Source organism: Micromonospora sp. NPDC005367 (genome assembly GCF_040606825.1).
Classification (GTDB): Bacteria; Actinomycetota; Actinomycetes; order Mycobacteriales; family Micromonosporaceae; genus Micromonospora.
Window position 1 is genome coordinate 1 of record NZ_JBEXFP010000011.1, and the last position, 18596, is coordinate 18596.

The following is an 18596-nucleotide window of genomic DNA, read 5'->3' on the forward strand; positions in this document are numbered from 1 at the left end:
GAACAGCAGGCCGCCGACCTCGTCGCCCAGCACTGGAACAGCTGACAACCACACACGAGCTCGAACCGCCGGCCGGCACCCGAACGCGGGTGCCGGCCGGCGGCGTCTTCGCATACAAGCCGCGCCACGTGCGGCGGCGTACACACGGGGCGGGGCCCGAGTTGAGGCAGCAACGTCAGCGCCTCCGCTCACAACCCGCGCCGCTCTCGCCATACGTCCGTGGGTGGTGCGCCCTATGTGTTCTGTCCACGGACGTTGGTGACAGGACCTAGATCTTGAAATGGGTGAGGACCTCCGGGTGAGGTGGAGCTTGTCGAAGGTTCTGCACCACCCAGAAGGTCCTCGTGACCCACGCTGATGCATCCTTGACCGAACGCGGAAGACTGCGTCTGGCCCGCTGTGTCGTCGACGGCGGCTGGCCGCTGCGTTGGGCTGCGGTGCGGTTCCAGGTCAGCCCGACGACAGCGAAATGCTGGGCCGATCGCTACCGCGTCGAAGGCGCTGCGGGCATGAAAGACCGCTCCAGCCGGCCGCGACGCAGCCCGAACCGCACCCGCTCCCAAGCAGAACGCCAGGTGCTGCATCTGCGTACCAGCCGGCGTTGGGGACCCGCGCGGATCGGCGGTCGCCTGGATCTGCCCGCCTCCACGTGCCATGCGATCCTGCGCCGGGCTGGCGTTGCCCGCCTGGCCCACTCGTCGTCCTCTCGAAGTTGGACAACGGCAGGCGCGGCACCTCTCGTGCGCGCCTGTCGCATGGTGGCTGTTCAGTCCTTCGGTGCGACCCGGATACGGTTCCCGTCAGGATCGGCTGCGAGGAAGGTCAGCCCGAACCCCGCATCGCGAGGCTGGTGCAGGATCGTGACGCCCTTGGACTGCCACTGCTTGAAGATCGCGTTGATCTCGTCGGGTCCACCACCGCTGACGGCCAGGCACACCTCACTGGTACGCGGGACGTCCGGCGACAGGTCCTCGAACTGGCCGGACCACAGAGCGAGGTCAGCACCTGGTCCGAGGTCGAAGGTGATGTATCCCGGAGTCTCGAGCGAGGGGCTCACGCCGAGGAGGTCGCCGTAGAAACGGGCTGCGGCGGGAGCGTCGTTCACATAGACGATGGACACGACGGATGTGGTCATGGTTGTTCCTTCTCGCAGGTCGTAGGTACGCATCCACCAGCCTGGCCGGAATATGCGCCGCATCGTGTCGCAATTCCTGAAAAACTTGGTGGGTGACCCCGGACCGCTTCTTCGCCCTGATGCTGCTCCTGGAATCGAGGGATGGCGCGACCACACAGGAACTTGCCTCGGCGCTCGGGGTTTCCCTGCGAACCATCACCCGGGACCTGAACTGGCTCCGCGACGCCGGTCTGCCGGTGACCGCACACCGGGGCCGCCTCGGCGGCGTGACCATGCTGCCCGGGGCCGGGCTCGACCTCACGCGGCTCACGGCTGACGAGCGTGATCACCTCTCGCTCATTGGGCTGGATGAAAAGCAACGCGCGGAGCTCGACGCATCGGTCGAAAGCCGGCGCGCGCTCGCCAAGATCGCAGCGAAACAGTCACGTCGAGATCAGGAACTCCTGCCGCTCACCGACGTAGTGCACGTGGACAGCCGTCCCTGGCTCCAGACATCAGCGTCCGGCACGACTCCGGCTTCGCTGATCGGCTCGGTGCGGCGAGGTCGCCGGCTACGGATCGAGTACGACAGCTCACGCGAGTCATGTCCACGCGACCTGGTCGTGGATCCCTACGGGCTGTTCGCCAAGGCCGGCGTCTGGTATCTCATCGCCGACTGTGCCCGGGTGCCACGGATGTACCGACTCGAACGGATCACGACGTGGAAGGAAGTCGATCAGCCACGACGGATCCGCGAGAAGCAGACCCTGCCCACCGTCGCTGCCGCGCTCATTGATCAGTGGGCACACAACCACGCGACAGAGGTCAGCGCCACCATCGACCAGTCCCAGATCGAGCGGGCGGAACGGATTTTCGGCCCACGGCTCGTCCGGGACGACCGGGAAGAATCCGCCACCGGCCACAAGGTAACAATTCGCTTCCTGCATCTGGAGGACGTGCGAGCATTGCTGCCGTTCGGGGATGCCATTACTGTGCACGGCCCCACCGAAGCCCGGGCTCACCTCCGCGCCCTCGCCACCAACCTCGCCCACCACTATGCGCCGTCACCAACGTCCTGACCACCAACACCTAGTACTGCAACGGCACTTGGATTGACGTGACGTGTCGCCGGACGGGGTGCAGCGGCTGCTGCGCTGGGCCGATTGGGACGTCGAGGCGGTCCGCGACGACCTGCGCGACTACGTCATCGAGCATCTCGGCCGCCGGGACGGGGTGCTGATCGTCGACGACACCGGGTTCCACTACCAGGTCCGGGGCTGGCGGGCCTGGTACGCCCACATCGCCCTGTCCATGGCCGCCCACGCCTGGCTCCCGTCGCCCAAAGCCTTGCCGCAAAAGGGGACCCGAGCCCGGCGACGACATGATGATCGGCTACACCGTACCGGAGATCCGCCGGCTGCTGATCGCGTTCCTCCTCCGACACACCCATCGATCAGAGCGGATCTGGGCATGGTCACACTGGCGCCGCAGACGCCAGCACCAAGCCCGCCTCAGCCACTACCGACGACGCGGCCACCCACTCACCTAACTGCCGTTGCTGTACTAGGGCGCGTGTCAAAGTCCCTGGCCGGCCTGCGGCGGGCCCAGACGACGACAAGCGCCGCCTTGCCGGACCGTCGCCTGGACTCCGCCTCGGCTCGACCGAAGACTTTGACACACGCCCTAGTCCCGGTGGTCCTCGTCGGCCGGGATGATCGACTCGCGTTGCTCCAGTACGTCCGCCGGGTTGGCGTCCTCGGGTAGATAGGTGAGCGAATCCTGCTCGCCGGCCGGCGGCGCGCCCTGCTCGGCGACGTCCGCTTCGCTGACCTCCAGCGGCGTCGTGGTGGGGGTGACGTCCTGCTCCGAGTCGTCCACCACCGTCTGCCGCTGCTCCAAGGCGTCCGCCTCCGGTGCTGCGCTCAGCGGGTCCTCCGCGTTGACGGTCATCTGGTACCCCCTCCAGCCGGGCCTTCTTCCTCTTAGTTCCCCGATCCTGGACCGGAAACCCGGGCACCGGGGGTGAAACGGAACCGGCGTCGGGTACGCGCCGGCCATGCCCGAGGGTCATCTGATCCACCGGTACGCGCGGGAGCAGCATGCGGCCCTCGCCGGCACCGTGCCGTCCCTCAGCAGCCCACAGGGCCGGTTCGACCCGGGCCGGTACGTGGGGCGCACGCTCCAGGCGGTCGAGGCGTACGGCAAGCACCTGCTGTACCACTTCGACGACCGCCCGGCCCTGCACGTGCACCTCGGCATGCGTGGACTCTGGCTGCGCTACGACGACCCCGGCGTGCCGCCACGCAAGGGAGTGCGGCTGCGGCTCGCCACCGGCGTGGTCGCGTACGACCTGATCGCGCCGATCCGGTGCGAGCCGCTCCCGGGCGACGGCGAGCGGGCGCTGCGGGCGTCGCTGGGCCCGGATCCGCTGCGGGCCGACGCCGACCCGGACGAGGCCGTACGTCGGCTGGCCGCGGCCGGGGGCCCGGTCGGTGCGGCCGTGCTCGACCAGTCGGTCTGGGCGGGCATCGGCAACGCCTGGCGCGCCGAGCTGCTCTTCCTCGCCGGTCTCGACCCCGACACCCGTCGGATCGGCGCGCCGGCCGTCCGGCGGCTCTGGGAACTCGCGGCGGACTATCTGGCGCTCGGGCGGGACGCCGGTCAGGTGGTCAGTGACCCGACCGCGCCGGACGAGCGGTGGGTCTACAAGCGCGCGGCCTGCCGGCGGTGCGGCTCCCCGGTGCGTCGCTGGGAGCTGGGCGCTCGCACCGCCTACGCCTGCCCGGTCGACCAGCCGGCCGCGCCGCCGGGCTGACCTCGGCGGCCGCACCGGGTTCTCGTCGGCGACGGTCCCGCCTCGCACACCCGCGTCGCGTCGGCCTCAGCGAGCCGGAGCCGGCCGTTCCGCCGCGCCGAACACCTACCCGGCACCGGAAGCTAGCTGGTTGCGCAAGCTAGGTCGCGCCGCTATCGTCCGGCACATGATCTCAGGAGCGGCGTCCGCCGTCGTCCGCACGGCGCGGCGGTAACGGCCGGGATGGACCAGGAGAGACGGGCGCAGTGGTTGCGCGGGGTGCTCGACCTCTGTGTGCTCGCGCTGCTCAACCGGGGGGAGTCCTACGGCTACGAGCTGTCCCAGGCGTTGCGGGCCCACGGGCTCGGCACCGTGCAGGGCGGCACCCTCTACCCGGTGCTGCTGCGGTTGCAGCGGTCCGGCCTGCTCACCGCGCACTGGCGGGAGGGCCGGACCGGCCCTGCCCGCAAGTACTACCGGATCAGCCCGGCCGGCAGCGCTGCCCTGCGCGCGGCCACCACCGACTGGAGCGCCTTCGCCCTGAGCGTCGGCGCGATACTGAGCGAGGAGCCGAAGCGGTGAACCACGACGCCTGGCTCGCCGCCCTCACCGGCGAACTGCGCCGGCACGGGGTGGGGCCCGACCTGACCGGACACGTGGTCGCCGAGGCGGCCACCCACCTGACCGAGAGCGGGGAGCCGCCGCTGCGGGTGTTCGGCTCGCCGGAGGCGTACGCGCGGGCGGTCGCCGACAGCCTCGGCGGGCCCGACCAACGTCCGCCCCGGCGGCGGCCCGGCCCGGTGCGGCTCGCCGCGCGCGGCATCACCAAGCGCTACCGTGGGCGGACCGTCCTCGACCGGGTGGACCTCACCGTACGGGCGGGGGAGATCGCCGCGGTGGTCGGTGCCAACGGCGCCGGTAAGAGCACCTTCCTGCGGATCTGTGCCGGTCTGCTGAGCCCGGACTCGGGCACCGTGCGGATCGACGGGACGCTCGGCTTCTGCCCCCAGGACGGCGGCACCGCTGAATTCCTCGACCCCGACGAGCACTTCGTGCTGGTCGGCGCGGGGCGAGGGCAGAGCCGCCGGGCGGCCCGCCGGGACGGCCGGACGAAAGCCGCCGCCCTGGACTGGACGCCACCGGCGGGTACGCAGGCGCGGCACCTGTCCGGCGGCACCCGGCAGAAACTGAACCTGGTGCTGGCCGGACTGGGCGAGCCGGACGTGCTGCTGCTCGACGAGCCGTACCAGGGCTTCGACCGGGGCGCCTACCTCGACTTCTGGCACGAGGTGTGGCGCTGGCGCGACGCCGGCAAGGCGATAGTGGTCGTCACCCACCTGCTCAACCAGCTCGACCGGGTCGACATCGTGCTCGACCTGACCGCCTCCCGGGAGCGCGTCGCATGACCAGGATTCTGATGGTGGCCGAGTCCGCGTTGCGCGAGCTGCTGCGCCGCCGATCGGTGCTGGTCATCCTGCTGCTGTTGCCGCTGGCCTTCTACCTCAGCCGCCGGGGCGACCACCTCGGCCAGTCCATCCGCTTCGTCTGCCTCGGCCTCGGCTGGGCGCTGAGCACGGCGGCCCTGTTCGCCGGCAGCGCGGCGCGCGGCATCGAACCCCGGTTGCGGCTCTCCGGCTACCGCAGCGCCCACCTGGTGTTCGGGCGGCTGCTCGCGCTCTGGACGGTCGGGGTGCTGCTCTCCATGCCGTACTTCGTGCTCATCCTCGTCGACCAGCACGACGTCCGGTACGACGCGATCGCCTTGATCATGGCGCTGACCGTGGTGGTGGCGGCACCGTTCGGGCTGCTGCTGAGCGCTGTGCTGCCGCGCGAGCTGGAAGGCACGCTGGTGCTGCTCACGGTGGTCGGCCTGCAGATGGTGATGGACCCGGCGGACAGCGCCACCCGGGCGTTGCCGTTCTGGTTCAGCCGGGAGATCGGCACGTACGCCATCGACCACACCGACGGTGGTTACCTGACGCGCGGGCTGACCCAGGGGATCGCGTTCGCGGTCGTCCTCACGCTGCTGGTCACGGTCGCCGCCGCCGTCCGGCTGCGCCGGCGCCGGCACCTGCGCTTCGCGTAGCCGGTGTCACGGCCGGCCGAGTGCCAGCTCGTCGGCCCGGTCGGTGAGCGCCCGCTGCTCCGCCGGCCCCACGCTCATCGCGGCGGCCGCCCGGAAGAGGGCCACCGCCCGTGCTCGATCGCCCTGGCGGGCCGTCAGCTCCGCCTCGACGGCGAGCGCCGGCGGGTAGCCGTCCAGCGCGCCGCCGGCCTGTGCCTCAGACAGCAGGGCCAGGCCGGCCGTCGGCCCGTACGCGTAGCCGTGCGCCACGGCGCGGTTGAGCCGCACGACCGGTGTGGGTTGCCTCTCGGCGAGTCGGTCGTACCATCCGGCGATGGCCGTCCAGTCCGTCTCCGCGCTGCTGCGGACCGTGGCGTGGCAGGCCGCGATGTGCGCCTGGAGGGCGTACGGGCCGTCGTGTCCGGCCCGGGACAGCGCGTCGAGACCCTCGGCGACGGCCGCGTGATCCCAGCGGGAGCGATCCTGCCGGTCGAGGGTGAGCAGGTTGCCCTCGGCGTCGCGGCGGGCCGCGCGGCGGGAGTGCTGGAACAGGAACAGCGCGAGCAGGCCGGAGACCTCCGGCTGGCCGGGCAGCAGCCGCTCGACCAGCCGAGCCAGTCGGATCGCCTCGTCGGCGAACGCGGGCTCGCCGTCGGCGTCGTAGCCCCGGGTGAAGAGCAGGTAGAGCACGGCCAGCACACCGGGCAGCAGCCGCTCGACCAACGCCCGCCCGGCCGGTACCCGGTACGGGATGCCGGCCTGGGAGATCTTCGCCTTGGCCCGGGTCAGCCTGCGGGTCATCGCCGCCTCGGCGACCAGGAAGGCCCGCGCGATGTCGGCGGTGGCCACCCCGCAGACGGTCCGCAGGGTGAGTGCGACCCGCGACTCCATCGCCAGTGCCGGGTGGCAGCAGGTGAAGATGAGCCGCAGCCGGTCGTCCACCACGTCCTCCGCACCGTCGCCCGGCGGCGTGCTTTCCCGCTCGGCTAGCCGCGCCAGTTCGCTCAGCTTGCGGCGTTCGACGTCGGCGCGGCGCAGCACGTCGACGGCCCGGTTCCGGGCGACTGTCATGAGCCAGCCGCCCGGATTCGCGGGCACGCCGTCCCGGGGCCAGCGTTCGACCGCCAGCGCCAGCGCATCCTGTGCGCAGTCCTCGGCGAGCGTCCAGTCGCCGGTGACCCGGATCAGCGCAGCCACGATCCGCCCGAACGACTCCTGGCTCGCCGTGGCGACCGCCCGGGACGTGTCCGGCACGGATCAGGCGTTCGGGTCGAAGAACGGCCGCAGTTCGATCCGGCCCCCGTACGCCATCGGATGGCTACGGGCCACGTCGATCGCCTCGTCCAGGTCGGCGCACTCCAGCAGGTCGAACCCCACGATCACCTCCCTGGTCTCAGCGAACGGACCGTCGGTGAGCAGCAGCTCACCTCCCCGGACTCGGACCGTGGTGGCCGCGGTCGGCGGTGCGAGCCGGTCGCCCATCAGCCGTTGGCCGTTCGCGTCGCGCTCGGCCACCCACTTGTCGACGTCCGGGGCCGCGGTCGGGTCGGCGTCCGGCTCGGTGTCGGTGCAGACGAACATCAGATACTTCATCGTTCACTCCTCGGTGTGGTCTCTGCACCAGAGTGACGAACGGGCCGGCCCGTTCCGGACAACGCCCGGAGGAAATTTTTCCGCGGTCAGTCGTGGGTACGCCCCAGCAGCTCGATGATCTCGGTCGTGGTGCCGGTCTCGCCGAGCCGGGGGAAGATCCGCTCGACGCTGTTGCGGTGCCCCTCGGCGTCGAGGTCGGTCATCGCGTCGGTGGCGAGGGTGACGTGGTAGCCGTGCTCGTGCGCGGCCCGGGCCGTCGACTCCACGCCGATGCTGGTGGCGATGCCGCCGAGCACGATCTGGGTCACGCCCCGCCGGCGCAGCTGCAGGTCGAGGTCGGTGCCGTAGAAGGCGCCCCAGTTCCGCTTGGTCACCACGATGTCGCCCGGGTGGCCGCCGAGCTCGTCGACGAGCACGTCCCAGCCCTCCGGGCGGCTGCCGCCGGCCGGCCCACCATCGGTGCGGCCCGGGGCGGCGTCCGCCCCGTCCGGAGCGGTCGTGACGCGGACCAGCACCACGGGAGCGCCGTGCGCCCGGAAGGCGTCGGCCAGCTGGACGCCGCGGGCGACGACCTCCGCCGCCGGGTAGGGGGCGGTGGGCGCGGCGACGATGCCCCGCTGGAGGTCGATGAGAACGAGCGCCGTACGCGGGTCGAGAGCGGTGAGTGCCATCAGGTGTTCCTTTCGGTTCGGTGACTGAGCCGGCCCGGTGGGCGGGTTCTGCCGGATCCGGGCCGGCGCGGATCAGGCAGGTGCCGTCGAATCGGTAGGCGTGCCGATCCGCCGCAGCGAGCGGTCCACCAGGACCACGAGCAGCAGCAGCACGGCGCTGGCGAGCATCACGAACGCCAACTCGTGCAGCCCGGAGGTGTCGGCGCCGGGCCCGAAGGTCGCCGCGCTGGCGGCGGCGGCCACCATCGCGCCGAGGTAGGTGAAGGTGCGCAGCAGCCCGGCCGAGGATCCGATACGGGCCGGGTCGGCCTGGTGGTAGAGGGCGTTCTGGTTGGCCAGACCGAGCAGCCCCTGCGGTACGCCGGCCAGCACCGCGACGGCGACCAGCAGCCAGGTGTCGCTGCTGGGACTCACCGCGAGCAGCAGCCCGCAGGCGGCGAGCTGCGTCCCGGCGCCGAACAACAGCTTGCCGCGTACCCCACGTCGGCGGCCGGTCAACGCCGAGACCCCGATCGCGGTCAGGAACAGCGGCAGCAGGATGAGGCCCGCCGCCGAGGCGGACAGCCCCCGCCCCTGCTCCAGCCACTGGGTGTAGCCGTAGAGCCAGGCGTACGAGACGGTGAAGGTGAGCAGGTTGCGGGCGTACGTGGCGATCAGCGGCAGGTTGCCGCCCAACACCCGCAGGTCCAGGAACGGGTCGGCGGTGCGCAGTTCCCGTACGACCAGCCCGGCGCCGGCGGCCACGGCCACCGGAAGCAGCCAGAGGTACTCCGCCCGGGGGTTCATCAGGAGCAGCAGCACCGCGGTCAGCAGTCCGGCGAACAGCGTCATGCCCGGCAGGTCCAGCCCGCCGCCCGGGGCGGCGGCGGTGGTCCTCGGCATCCGCAGGGCGCCGAGGATCAGGCAGGCCGCCGACAGCGGGATGTTGACCGCGAAGATGCTGTGCCAGCCGCCGAGCCCGATAAGCAGCCCACCGAGGGTGGGGCCGACCGCGGAGACGGTCTGCGCGGAGATCGCCAGCGCGGTGAGTACGCCACCCGGGTTGTCCTGCCCGGTGCGCCGCGACTCGTGCCGCAGCAGGGACATGGCGGCCGGGTAGCCGGCACAGGTGCCGATCCCGAGCAGCACCCGGGCGGCCACCAGGACCCCCAGCGACGGTGCGACGGTGCCGAGCACTCCGGCGATGCCGGTCAGCGCCGTGCCGATGAGGTAGAGCCGGCGCGGTCCGTACCTGTCGACGAGCCGCCCGACGACGGGCTGCCCGACCGCGGTGGCGAGGTAGAGCGCCGAGACCAGCCAGGCGGTGCGCGACGGAGGCGCGCCGAACGCGGCCCCGATCGGAATCAGCGCCACGGCGATCATCGACGAGTTGATCGGGTTCAGCACCGCGCCGAGGATCATCGGCGCGATGAGGCGGCGGTCGAAGCCGGTGGGGCGGCGGTCGGTGGCCTTCGCCGGCTCCGGTCTGATTGCGCGAGTGGTCACGATTCGGTCAGGCGGTCGAGAAGGGCCAGCGCCTCGACGAGGATGCGGCGCTCGGCGTCGGTGTACCGCTCCTGGAGGGCGCGTGCCAGCCACTCCTCGCGAGCCTCCCGGTCGCCCGCCACGCGGGCCTGACCGGTGGGGGTCAGCGACACGAGTTGCCGCCGGCCGTCGGTGGGGTCGGGCGTACGGTCCACGAGCCCCTGCTCGGTCAGCGGGGCGAGGATCGCCGCCATCGACTGCGGCCGGACGTGCTCGGCGGCGGCCAGGTCGCTCGCGGAGGCCGGTCCGCTCGTCGCGAGCCGACTGAGCACGGAGACCTGGGACGGGGTCAGCCCGTTGCGGTCGGCGACCTCCCGCAGTCGGCGACGGAGCCGGCCGAACAACACTCGGAGCTCGTGCGCGGCGCGCACGGCCTCGGTGGAGATCTCCGGCCTGGTGGTCACCGGTCAACCGTAGAACCATCAGCTCCGACTGAACAGTTCAGGCTGAAGATTGTGAGGCGTGGAACAGCGGAGCCATCACCCTGCGGGGTGGGCGGAGGCTGCGCCCGGCGCCGGCCCGAACGCGGTGAGGAAACGGTCGCGGAAGGCGTCCATCGGCCAGACCGGGGCACCCGGGCCGGGGCGCAGGCCCTCCTGCCAGCCCCAGTCCGCGATCCGGTCGAACACGGCCGGGTCCCGGGCGACGATCGTGATCGGCACGTCCCGGCTCGCGTCCGGCCCGGTCACCACCGGCGCCGGCTGGTGATCACCGAGGAACACCAGCACCAGGTTGTCGTCGCCGTACGTCTCGACGTACGAGACCAGCGTGTCCAGCGAGTACGCGATCGCCCGCCGGTAGCCGGCCCGGGCCGCGTCCGGTGGGCTCTGCACGCGGTTCGCGGGCTGGGCGAAGACCGAGCCGTCGCCGACGTCGTCCCACCCGATGAGCCGGGGCACCGCAGTCCAGGGCGAGTGGCTGGAGATCAGTGGGATCTCCGCCATCACCGGTGGCCGGTCCGCCCCGGCGCGCTCGGCATGCTGGAACTTCGCCAGGGTGTACTGGTCGGGCATGGGGGCGAATGCGAACTTCGTGCCGTGGTAGTCGAGCCCGGCCGAGTCGTAGTAGCGGTCGTAGCCGAAGAAGGCGCCCTCCGGCCAGGGCTCGGTGGTCGCGGGCATCACCCCGACCGTCCGCCAACCGGCCCGCCGGAACGCGCCGTTGAGGGTGAGCCGGTCGCTGGCGAGCAGGGCCCGGTGGCGCTGCTCGTTGTCGGTCCAGAGACCGGACAGCAGCGTGTCGTGCGCCAGCCAGCTGCCGCCACCCGAGGTGGGGGAGGTGAGGAAGCCGCTGCGCGCCGCGTACCCCTGCGCCCGCAGCCGGCCGTACCCGGCGTCGAGCACCGGATCGACCTCCGGCGCGAGCCCCGGATCCTCGATCGCGCTGCGCCCGTAGCTCTCCACGAACGTGAGGACCACGTCCTTGCCCCGCAGCCCGGTGAGCAGCTGGTCGTCGGGGACGTTCCGGAACCGGTCGGCGGTGATCTCCCCGGCGAAGGCGCCCCGGTCGCGCAGCCGCTCGCGTACCTGCGCCGCGTGCGCCCCCACCAGGGTGCTCGTGCCCGCGTCGGCCACCGGCACGCCGAACGCGGCGCACGCCACCCACGCCACGGTCAGCGCCGCGACCGTCCGGGTAGCGGTGCGGTCGTGCCGCACCACCGCGCGGGCCACCCGCCGCACCGCGAACATCATGGACACCAGCAGGGCGGCGGCGAGCAGCGCCACGCCGACCGCGGCGCCGAATGCGCCCGCCCGGCCCGCCGCGTCCCGCACGAACCCGAACGCGTCGTCCAGCAGCGCCCAGTCCAGCACCAGGTCGAACGGCCGGGCCAGCGTCGCGTAGAAGCCGAAATCGGCGACCTTCAGCACGGCCAGCACGCCCAGCGCCGGTCCGGCCACCAGCGCGGCCACCCGCCGCCCGCGCGGCGGCAGGGCGAGCAGCAGGGCGACGCCGAGCAGCCCTTCCAGCGGGATGCGCAGCACCGTGCCGGCGCTGACCCGGTCGGTGGGGTCCGGCGCGACGAGCACCGCGAAGACCAGCAGGCCGGCGAGCGCGGTGAGCGCGCCGGAGGCGACCCGCCGCCCTCGCGGCCGGGTGCCGGCGCCGTCGTGCGGGTCCGCCCCGGCGGGGGTACGTTCCGCGTCCGCCCGCGACGACGTCACAGCGTCCACCCGTCGGCCCGGGACCCCGCCAGCGCCGGCGTTCGGGCCGACGTGTCGTCCGGGTGCGGCTGCGCGGGCAGCGGCGGGCACGGGCCGGGACGCAGCGGGCGGTGCCGCCACAACCAGATCACGTCCCGGCCGAACGACTCGACGAGCAGAGCCAGCGCCACCACGATCAGCAGCGTCGTCGGCCTCCCCGGCAGCACGCCGGCCACGGTCAGCACGACGCCCTGGGTGGCCGCGACCACCTTGCGCCAGGGCCGCGGCGGCAGCGCGCCCCGCAGCCACGGCAGCGCCCAGCCGGCGGCGAGGAACGCGTACCGCATCCCGCCGACGGCGAGCACCCACGGCCCGACGTACGGGGCGACGTGCACGCTGAGCACGAGCAGCAGGAACGAGTCGACCTCCATGTCGAAGCGTGCCCCGAGCACGCTGGCGGTACCGGTGCGGCGGGCCACCCGGCCGTCCACGCCGTCCAGCAGCAGCGCCACCGCGCTGAGGGTCGCCAGCAGCCCGACCCGGGCGGGCCCGCCGATCGTGTCGGCGACGAGCGCGGCCACCGCGCCGACCAGCACCGATCGGGCGAGCGTGACCCGGTCGGCCGGTCCCAGCCGCCCGGTTCCGGCGCGGCGCATCGCCCGGGCGAGCGCGACGCAGCTCAGGACCCCGTACCCGGCGCCGGCCAGCCAGCCGAGGTTGCCCAGTCCGACCGTCTCGGCCAGCATGGTGAGCAGGACGATCTGGGCGATCAGGCCGACCATGGGACCAGTTCGAACCGTTCGCACCGTGCCTCCGTGTTTATGATCGACGCCCCTGCCAGAGGACACGAAATTGGTGGCCGTTCGGTTCGACCGGCCACGCAGTGAGGAGCAGCGGTGACCCGTGAGGCCCACGCTTTCTGGCTCGGTACGCCCGGGCACGGCGAGATCCGCCCGGTGCGGTTGCCCGATCCCGGTGCGGACGAGGTGCTGGTGCGTACCTGTTGCTCCGGGGTGAGCCGGGGCACCGAGACACTGGTCTTCGCCGGTCGGGTGCCGCCCGACCAGTACGCCGTGATGCGTGCCCCGTTCCAGGAGGGCGAGTTCCCGGCGCCGGTGAAGTACGGCTACCTCAACGTCGGCGTCGTCGAGGTGGGCCCGGCCGACCTGCTGGGCCGCACGGTGTTCTGCCTGTACCCGCACCAGACCGCGTACGTGGTGCCGGCCTCGGCGGTGGTCCCGGTGCCCGACGGGGTGCCGCCCGGGCGTGCGGTGCTGGCCGGCACGGTGGAGACCGCGGTGAACGCGCTCTGGGACGCCCCGCCGCTGGTCGGCGACCGGGTCACCGTGGTGGGCGCCGGCATGGTCGGCTGCTGCGTGGCGGCCCTGCTCGCCCGCTTCCCCGGCGTGCGGGTCGAACTCGTCGACACCGATCCCGGCCGGGCGAGCGTCGCCGAGGCGATCGGCGTCGACTTCGTGTCGCCGCAGCGGGCGAGCGGCGGGCGGGACCTCGTGGTCCACGCCAGCGCCACCGCGGCCGGTCTGCAACGCTCGCTGGAGCTGCTCCGGCCCGAAGGTACGGTCGTGGAGCTCAGCTGGTACGGCGACCGTCCCGTGCAGTTGTCGCTCGGCGGGGTCTTTCACAGCGGACGGTTGACCGTTCGGGGCAGTCAGGTGGGCACGGTCGCGCCGGCGCGGCGGACGAGTCGCTCGTACGCCGACCGGCTCGCGCTCGCCCTGGACCTGCTGGCCGACCCCGTGTTCGACGCCCTGATCACCGGCACCTCCCGTTTCGCGGAGCTACCGGACGTGCTGGGCCGCCTGACCTCGGGCGAGCTGCCCGCTCTCTGCCATCTGATCACCTACGACGAGGAGTGATTCCGTGTTCAGTGTGACCGTCCGTGATCACATCATGATCGCCCACAGCTTCCGCGGGGAGGTCTTCGGTCCCGCGCAACGCCTGCACGGCGCGACGTTCGTGGTGGACGCGACGTTCCGCCGCGCCGAGCTGGACGAGGACGGCATCGTGGTGGACATCGGCCTGGCCACCGAGCAGCTCAAGGCGGTCCTCGGCGAGCTCACCTACCGGAACCTGGACGACGAGCCGGCCTTCGCCGGGGTGAACACGACCACCGAGGTGCTCGCCCGGACGATCGCCGACCGGCTCGTCGAGCGGGTGCAGGCCGGCCGGCTCGGTGCGGGCGCGCGCCACCTGGCCGGCATCACCGTCACCCTGCACGAGTCGCACGTGGCATGGGCCAGCTACGAGCGAGATCTGTGAGTGCGGGGAGTGAGCTTGCGAGCCCCGCGGTCGCGAACGTGAGGTCGGCGCGGTGAGGACCTGGCAGGTCACCGCCGGGGGAGGCCGCCACGGCGCCGGCGAGGTGCACGTCGTACTGCCGAACGACATCGACGATCCGGGCTCGCCGAGCGGTGGCAACCACTACGACCGGCGGATCTGCCGGGGCCTGGCCGAGCAGGGCTGGACGGTACGCGAACACGCGGTGGCGGGGCAGTGGCCCAAACCGGACCGGTCCGCCCGGTCGGTGCTCGCCGGGGTACTCGCGGCGCTGCCGGACGGCACGGTCGTCCTGATCGACGGTCTGGTCGCCTCGGCGACGCCCGACGTGCTGGCGCCGCACGCCGACCGGCTGCGTCTCGTCGTCCTGCTGCACATGCCGCTGGACGACGAGACCGAGGCGCGGGCCCTCGCCTCGGCGCGGGCGGTGGTGGCGACCAGCGGCTGGACGCGGGACCGGCTGCTCGACCGGTACGACCTGCCGCCCGGCCGGGTGCACGTGGCCGAGCCCGGCGTGGATCCGGCGCCGCCGGCCACCGGCAGTGGCAGCGGTGGCGCGCTGCTCTGCGTCGCCGCGGTCACCGCCACGAAGGGGCACGACGTGCTGGCCCGGGCACTGGCGCAGGTCGCCGACCTGCCGTGGACGTGCGTCTGCGTGGGTGCGCTCACCCGGGATCCCGGGTTCGTCGCCGACCTGCGGGCGCGGCTGACCGCTACCGGGCTCACCGAGCGGGTCGAGTTGGCCGGCCCGTGGACGGGGACCCGCCTCGACGCCGCGTACGCCGCCGCGGATCTGCTGTTGCTGCCGTCGCGCGCGGAGACGTACGGCATGGTGGTCACCGAGGCGCTCGCCCGCGGTGTCCCGGTGCTGGGCACCGCGGTCGGCGGCCTGCCCGCGACGCTGGGCCGGGCGCCCGGCGGTGAGCTGCCGGGCCTGCTGGTCCCGCCGGACGACCCGGCGGCGCTGGCGGCCGCGCTGCGTCGCTGGCTGAGTGACGCCGATCTGCGTGGCCGGCTCGGACGCGCGGCACGGGACCGGCGGGACACGCTCGCCGGCTGGCCGGTGACGGCGTCGAAGCTCGCGACGGTGCTGACGGAGGTGACCGGGTGACCACCGATGGGCTGCTGCCCTTCCCGGCGTGGCTCGGGCTGCGGGAGGCCGCCGACTCGGTGGCCCGCGCCACCGAGCTGGTCGACGCGGTCAGCGAGCGGATGCCGGCCCGGCCCCTGATGATCCACGACCTGGGCAGCGGCACCGGCTCGATGCTGCGCTGGCTCGCCCCGCGCCTGCGCGGCCCGCAGTACTGGACCCTGTACGACCGCGACCCGGAGCTGCTGGCCCTGGCCGTCGCCGGTGAGGCCGCCGAATCCGTCCCGACCCAGGTCACGGCCGCCGACGGCAGCCCGGTCACCGTGACGACCCGGTGTGCCGACCTGACCCGGCTCACCGCCGCCGACCTCGCGGGAGCCGACCTGGTCACCGCCTCCGCGTTGCTCGACATGCTCACCGCCGACGAGATCGAGCGGGTGGTGGCCGCCTGCGTCGGTCACCCGGTCCTCTTCATGATCTCGGTCGTCGGCCGGGTGCGGCTGACCCCGGCGGACCCGCTCGACGCGGAGATCGCCGAGGCGTTCAACGACCACCAGCGCCGCAGTGTCGGCGACCGGCGGCTGGCCGGGCCGGACGCGGTCACCGCCACCATCGAGGCGTTCGCGCGGCACGGCGTACCCGTCCGGACCCGGCCCAGCCCGTGGCGGCTCGGCGCGGAGCAGGCGCAGCTGACCGCCGAGTGGTTCCGTGGCTGGCTCGCGGCGGCCTGCGAGCAGCGCCCCGACCTGGCGGGCCAGTCGGCCGGGTACGCGCGACGCCGGCACGCCGAGGCTGCCGCCGGCCGGCTCGGCGTGGTGGTCGAGCACGAGGACGTGCTCGCCGGCTGAACCGTTCGGGCCCGGCGCCCGTGCCTGTCAGAGAGGACGATCTTTCGATGGGAGGTCGGCGCGGATGTTCTGGTCACGGGCGCGGGCGCTCGGCGGGATCGGGCTGCTCGGCGTACTGGTGTGGCAGGTGGGCGGCGGCCCGTTCCTCGACGGCCTGGCCCTGATCGACGGCCCGGCGCTGGCACTGGCTCTCGCGATCGGCGCGGTCACCACGGTCTGCGGCGCATGGCGATGGAGCCTGGTCGCCGGCGGGCTGGGCGTACGGCTGCCGCTGCGCACCGCCGTGGCCCACTGCTACCGGGCGGTGTTCCTCAACGCGACGCTGCCCGGCGGGGTGCTCGGCGACGTGCACCGGGCAGTGCGGCACGGACGGGACGCGGGGGACGTCGGCCGCGGCGTACGCGCCGTGGTGTGGGAGCGCACCGCCGGTCAGGCCGTCCAGCTGGTCATCGCGCTGGTGCTGCTCGCCGCCTTCCCGTCGCCGGTGCGGCCGTACCTGCCGGTGGCGGTCGCGCTGCTGGTGGTCGGCGTGCCCGCCGTGGCGCTGGCGGCCCGGGTGGTGCCCCGCGCCGGACGGCCCCGCTGGGCGCGGGCGGTGGGCGCGGTGGCCGGCGACGTACGGGCGGTACTGCTCGCCCGGCGCACCCGGCTCGGCGTGCTGCTCACCTCCGCGGTCATGGTCGCGGGACACCTGGCGACGTTCCTGCTCGCGGCGCGTACCACCGGGGCCACCGCCCCGCTGTCCCGGCTGCTGCCGCTGACGCTGCTCGCGCTGCTGGCGATGGGGTTGCCGTTGAACGTCGCCGGTTTCGGCCCCCGGGAGGGAGTCGCCGCGTGGGCCTTCGGCGCGGCCGGCCTGACCGCCGCCCAGGGAGTGGCGACCGCGACGGTGTACGGGGCCCTGGTGTTGGCCGCGAGCCTGCCGGGCGCCGCGGTGCTGCTGCACCGGCGGATGCGTGAGCCGCTCGCGCTCGGCCGGCGGATCCTGCAACTCTTGGGACGACGGGAAGCTGCGCAGCATGGTTGAGTGTTGGAAGGGTGCGGGTATGCGCGGCCGGGCGGGCCGCGCCGGACGTAAGGAGCCACATGTCGGAAGCACTCCCTGTCGCGACGATCCGCACCCAGGTCACCGTGCCGCTGCGGTTTCCGGACGGGTACGCCACCAGCGCCCGCGTCTTCACCTTCAAGGGGCTGGTCGACGGGCGGGAACACCTGGCGTTCGGGCTGGGCGACTGGGCGGGAGCGCTCGACCGGTACGCCGCCGGTGGGCCGGCGCCGCTGGTGCGCCCGCACAGCGAGTGCCTGACCGGGGACGTGTTCGGCAGCCAGCGCTGTGACTGCGGCCCGCAGTTGCGCGAGTCGGTCGAGCGGATCGCCGAGGCCGGCGGTTTCCTGCTCTACCTGCGTCAGGAGGGCCGGGGAATCGGACTGTACGCGAAGCTCGACGCGTACGCGTTGCAGGACGCCGGGCTGGACACGTACGAGGCGAACGTGGCGCTGGGCCACGGCGAGGACGAGCGTGACTACAGCGTCGCCGCGCAGATGCTCGCCACCCTCGGGGTCCCGGCCATCGTGTTGCTGAGCAGCAACCCGGAGAAGGCCCTCCAACTCGACCGGCTGGGCGTGACGGTGACCGAGCGGGTGCCGACCGGGCTGTACCTCTCCCCGGCCAACGCCGACTACCTCGCGGCGAAGGCCAGCCGCGCGGCACGCACTCCCGACCTCCCGGCCGTCCGGTGACTGCCGGGCCGGTCCGGCCGTACGTGTTGCTGAGCTGCGCGGCCTCCATCGACGGCTACATCGACGACGCCACCGACCAGCGACTGCTGCTCTCCAACGAGGACGACTTCGACCGGATCGACGAGGTACGGGCCGGCTGCGACGCCATCCTCGTCGGCGCGGGCACGATCCGGCGCGACGACCCGCGGCTGCTGGTCCGCTCGGCGACCCGGCGGGACGAACGGGTGGCGACCGGGCGGCCCGCCACGCCGGTCAAGGTGACCATCACGGCCAGTGGGGACCTGGACCCGACCGCCCGCTTCTTCACGGCGGGGGAGACCGAGCGGCTCGTCTTCTGCGCCTCCGGCGCGCTGGAGAAGACCCGGGAACGGATCGGCCGGCTGGCCACCGTGCTCGACGGTGGCGAGCCGCTGGACCTCGCGGCGATGCTCACCGACCTGACCGCCCGGGACGTGCGCCGGTTGATGGTCGAGGGCGGCGGAAGCGTGCACGCGCAGTTCCTCGCGGCCGGGCTCGTGGACGAGCTGCACCTGGTCGTCGCGCCGTTCTTCGTCGGCGACTGCCGGGCGCCGCGGTTCGTGTCCGACGGCCGGTACCCGTGGCACCCGGGTCGTCGTGCCGCGGTGGCGGAGGTTCGCCAGATCGGGGACGTGGTGCTGGTTCGCTACGCCCTCTCCGACCGCTGCCCGTGCTGATCGGGCGCGTTCCGGCCGGCGGG

Annotated in this window: 19 protein-coding genes and 4 pseudogenes; 14 read left to right on the top strand and 9 right to left on the bottom strand. The window is 73.2% G+C overall.

Features of this window, described 5'->3' with window-relative positions; all coding sequences use genetic code 11:
* Window positions 1-344 precede the first annotated feature (344 nt).
* Window positions 345-689 (top strand): annotated as a pseudogene (locus ABZS42_RS10420) (leucine zipper domain-containing protein); the annotation flags it as partial.
* A gap of 77 nt (window positions 690-766) precedes the next feature.
* Here the strand turns inward: ABZS42_RS10420 and ABZS42_RS10425 are convergent.
* On the bottom strand, window positions 767-1135 hold the full coding sequence (locus tag ABZS42_RS10425) for a VOC family protein (RefSeq protein ID WP_355143766.1): 369 nt from the start codon (window positions 1133-1135) through the stop codon (window positions 767-769).
* Between the two features lie 92 nt (window positions 1136-1227).
* Here ABZS42_RS10425 and ABZS42_RS10430 point away from each other — a divergent pair, with 92 nt between their 5' ends.
* Together ABZS42_RS10430 and ABZS42_RS10435 are read left to right on the top strand one after the other, a co-directional pair.
* Entirely contained in the window at window positions 1228-2193 is a 966-nt protein-coding gene (locus ABZS42_RS10430) for a WYL domain-containing protein (RefSeq protein WP_355143768.1), read from the top strand.
* 40 nt (window positions 2194-2233) lie between these two features.
* Window positions 2234-2374 (top strand): annotated as a pseudogene (locus ABZS42_RS10435) (IS701 family transposase); the annotation flags it as partial.
* 423 nt (window positions 2375-2797) lie between these two features.
* Here the strand turns inward: ABZS42_RS10435 and ABZS42_RS10440 are convergent.
* Window positions 2798-3064: a hypothetical protein gene (locus ABZS42_RS10440; protein WP_355143770.1), complete on the bottom strand. Its 267-nt coding sequence runs from the start codon at window positions 3062-3064 to the stop codon at window positions 2798-2800.
* 106 nt (window positions 3065-3170) lie between these two features.
* Between ABZS42_RS10440 and ABZS42_RS10445 the strand changes: the two genes are divergently transcribed.
* The 4 genes from ABZS42_RS10445 (at window position 3171) to ABZS42_RS10460 (ending at window position 5994) form a co-directional block, all read left to right on the top strand.
* On the top strand, window positions 3171-3929 hold the full coding sequence (locus ABZS42_RS10445) for a DNA-formamidopyrimidine glycosylase family protein (protein WP_355143772.1): 759 nt from the start codon (window positions 3171-3173) through the stop codon (window positions 3927-3929).
* A gap of 222 nt (window positions 3930-4151) precedes the next feature.
* Complete coding sequence (locus ABZS42_RS10450) at window positions 4152-4490, top strand: PadR family transcriptional regulator (protein WP_355143774.1); 339 nt, start codon at window positions 4152-4154, stop codon at window positions 4488-4490.
* On the top strand, window positions 4487-5314 hold the full coding sequence (locus tag ABZS42_RS10455; RefSeq protein ID WP_355143776.1) for an ATP-binding cassette domain-containing protein: 828 nt from the start codon (window positions 4487-4489) through the stop codon (window positions 5312-5314). Before ABZS42_RS10450 ends, ABZS42_RS10455 begins: the two co-directional genes overlap by 4 nt.
* Window positions 5311-5994 carry a hypothetical protein gene (locus ABZS42_RS10460; RefSeq protein WP_355143778.1) on the top strand — a complete coding sequence of 228 codons (684 nt, stop codon included), beginning with the start codon at window positions 5311-5313 and terminating at the stop codon, window positions 5992-5994. The genes ABZS42_RS10455 and ABZS42_RS10460 overlap by 4 nt, the downstream gene beginning before the upstream one ends.
* A gap of 6 nt (window positions 5995-6000) precedes the next feature.
* On the opposite strand, the gene ABZS42_RS10465 is transcribed toward ABZS42_RS10460, so the two are convergent.
* The 7 genes and pseudogenes from ABZS42_RS10465 to ABZS42_RS10495 form a co-directional block, all read right to left on the bottom strand.
* Window positions 6001-7227 (bottom strand): DUF6596 domain-containing protein, encoded by a 1227-nt coding sequence (locus tag ABZS42_RS10465; RefSeq protein WP_355143780.1) that lies wholly within the window; start codon window positions 7225-7227, stop codon window positions 6001-6003.
* 3 nt (window positions 7228-7230) lie between these two features.
* Window positions 7231-7566 carry a YciI family protein gene (locus ABZS42_RS10470; RefSeq protein ID WP_355143781.1) on the bottom strand — a complete coding sequence of 112 codons (336 nt, stop codon included), beginning with the start codon at window positions 7564-7566 and terminating at the stop codon, window positions 7231-7233.
* An 86-nt stretch (window positions 7567-7652) separates the two neighbouring features.
* On the bottom strand, window positions 7653-8237 hold the full coding sequence (locus tag ABZS42_RS10475; RefSeq protein ID WP_355143783.1) for a hydrolase: 585 nt from the start codon (window positions 8235-8237) through the stop codon (window positions 7653-7655).
* A gap of 72 nt (window positions 8238-8309) precedes the next feature.
* Window positions 8310-9722, bottom strand: coding sequence for an MFS transporter (locus tag ABZS42_RS10480; RefSeq protein ID WP_355143785.1), 1413 nt, complete (start codon window positions 9720-9722; stop codon window positions 8310-8312).
* The gene (locus ABZS42_RS10485; RefSeq protein ID WP_355143787.1) at window positions 9719-10165 is read right to left on the bottom strand and encodes a MarR family transcriptional regulator; all 447 of its coding nucleotides are present in this window, start codon (window positions 10163-10165) and stop codon (window positions 9719-9721) included. Before ABZS42_RS10485 ends, ABZS42_RS10480 begins: the two co-directional genes overlap by 4 nt.
* Window positions 10166-10240: 75 nt before the next feature.
* Window positions 10241-11863, bottom strand: a pseudogene (locus tag ABZS42_RS10490) (sulfatase-like hydrolase/transferase); the annotation flags it as partial.
* Window positions 11864-12018: 155 nt separating this feature from the next.
* Window positions 12019-12684: pseudogene (locus ABZS42_RS10495) on the bottom strand (CDP-alcohol phosphatidyltransferase family protein); the annotation flags it as partial.
* 114 nt (window positions 12685-12798) lie between these two features.
* Here ABZS42_RS10495 and ABZS42_RS10500 point away from each other — a divergent pair.
* From ABZS42_RS10500 to ABZS42_RS10530, 7 genes are all read left to right on the top strand, one after another.
* Window positions 12799-13779 (top strand): zinc-binding alcohol dehydrogenase, encoded by a 981-nt coding sequence (locus ABZS42_RS10500; RefSeq protein WP_355143789.1) that lies wholly within the window; start codon window positions 12799-12801, stop codon window positions 13777-13779.
* A gap of 4 nt (window positions 13780-13783) precedes the next feature.
* Complete coding sequence (locus tag ABZS42_RS10505; RefSeq protein WP_355143791.1) at window positions 13784-14182, top strand: 6-carboxytetrahydropterin synthase; 399 nt, start codon at window positions 13784-13786, stop codon at window positions 14180-14182.
* A 52-nt stretch (window positions 14183-14234) separates the two neighbouring features.
* Window positions 14235-15311 (top strand): glycosyltransferase family 4 protein, encoded by a 1077-nt coding sequence (locus tag ABZS42_RS10510; RefSeq protein ID WP_355143793.1) that lies wholly within the window; start codon window positions 14235-14237, stop codon window positions 15309-15311.
* Window positions 15308-16138: a class I SAM-dependent methyltransferase gene (locus tag ABZS42_RS10515; protein ID WP_355143795.1), complete on the top strand. Its 831-nt coding sequence runs from the start codon at window positions 15308-15310 to the stop codon at window positions 16136-16138. The genes ABZS42_RS10510 and ABZS42_RS10515 overlap by 4 nt, the downstream gene beginning before the upstream one ends.
* Before the next feature lie 64 nt (window positions 16139-16202).
* Window positions 16203-17165, top strand: coding sequence for a lysylphosphatidylglycerol synthase transmembrane domain-containing protein (locus ABZS42_RS10520; protein WP_355143797.1), 963 nt, complete (start codon window positions 16203-16205; stop codon window positions 17163-17165).
* A gap of 59 nt (window positions 17166-17224) precedes the next feature.
* Window positions 17225-17878 (top strand): GTP cyclohydrolase II, encoded by a 654-nt coding sequence (ribA, locus tag ABZS42_RS10525; RefSeq protein WP_355143799.1) that lies wholly within the window; start codon window positions 17225-17227, stop codon window positions 17876-17878.
* Window positions 17875-18573, top strand: a complete 699-nt coding sequence (locus ABZS42_RS10530) for a dihydrofolate reductase family protein (RefSeq protein WP_355143801.1) — start codon at window positions 17875-17877, stop codon at window positions 18571-18573. Before ribA ends, ABZS42_RS10530 begins: the two co-directional genes overlap by 4 nt.
* Window positions 18574-18596: the final 23 nt, after the last annotated feature.